This window comes from Lacimicrobium sp. SS2-24 (genome assembly GCF_002201535.1).
Classification (GTDB): Bacteria; Pseudomonadota; Gammaproteobacteria; order Enterobacterales; family Alteromonadaceae; genus Lacimicrobium.
The window spans coordinates 1-1,157 of record NZ_NIWW01000021.1 but is presented as its reverse complement, the minus strand read 5'-3'; the positions used below and the strand labels follow the sequence as shown (position 1 = coordinate 1,157).

The 1,157-nt window shown below is 50.6% G+C and carries 2 protein-coding genes; both read right to left on the bottom strand.

The features are described 5' to 3' along the window. Positions 1-35: 35 nt before the first annotated feature. On the bottom strand, positions 36-920 hold the full coding sequence (locus CCY32_RS17060) for an IS3 family transposase (protein WP_088332895.1): 885 nt from the start codon (positions 918-920) through the stop codon (positions 36-38). Then, a partial coding sequence (locus CCY32_RS17055) for a transposase (RefSeq protein ID WP_141096267.1) occupies positions 872-1,157 on the bottom strand: 286 nt, incomplete at its 5' end. The genes CCY32_RS17060 and CCY32_RS17055, both read right to left, overlap by 49 nt.

The following is a 1,157-nucleotide window of genomic DNA, read 5'->3' as shown; positions in this document are numbered from 1 at the left end:
TGATGTTCCCCCGATAAATCGGACACGCGTTGTTGTTATGCGACATTCTCAAACTGTACCGGAGAAAGATAGTTCAGGCTACTATGCAGCCTCCTCCGATTGTAGAACGTGCCAATGTATTGCTTCATTTTTCCTTCCAGTTGCTGAATATCAGCGAAGTGGCTTTGGTGTATCAGCTCTGACTTTAAGCTTTTAAAGAAGGATTCCACTTCAGCATTATCCGTGCAGCGGCCTGGCCGACTCATACTGTGCGTGATAGCGTATTTCTCAAACCATCGCTGCATGGCATGGGCTCGGTACTCCACGCCTCGGTCAGTATGCATTATCAATCCCGGCTTAGGTTTGCGCTGCCGCAATGCCTTATATAGGGCGGCAATCGCCAGGCTGGCATTCAATTCATACGAAAGCGCCCAACCCACTATCCTGCGTGACCACAAGTCTAATATCACGGCCAGATAGACAAAACTTCGCCCATGACGGATGTAAGTTACATCACCCGACCACTGCTGATTGGGGCCTGTTGGTGCTTCGACCTCTAAGCGATAATTGGGGAGTGCTTTGAGCTCTGCACGAACCTTTTTCATCCGCCGATAGACCTTTTCGACTCTGGCCTTGAGACCATCTAAGCGCATAAGCCTGGCAATGCGCTTTTCGCCAATACTGAAGCCTTCCTGGCGTAATGTCTGATACACCTTGGGGCTACCATAACGACCCTGACTCGCACCATAGACACGCCGAACATGCTCCAGTAATGCTGCATCTCCCAACGCCCGCTTGCTGAGAGGCCGGTCCCGCCAATCATAATAGCCACTGCGGGATACCTTTAAATGCTGACATAGCCTTTGAACGCTGTGTTGTGTGGCCTGGGCCCTTATGAACTGGTACCTTTGCGCTGTTCCTCCGCCTGGAAACGTTGCCACTTTTTTAGGATGTCGTTCTCCTCTTCCAGTTCACTGACACGTCTTTTCAGTCTTTTGAGCTCATCCTGCTCTTTGAGTTTACCTTCTGCTTGCGGGGCCTTTCTGTGGTTTGGCATGCCGTATTTACCTTCACGATATTCCTTGCGCCAACGAGACAACATGAACGGATGAATGTCCAGCGCTTCTGCGACTTCTTTGCTACTGCGGTGTGGCTCATGACTCCACAGTACCGCCTTT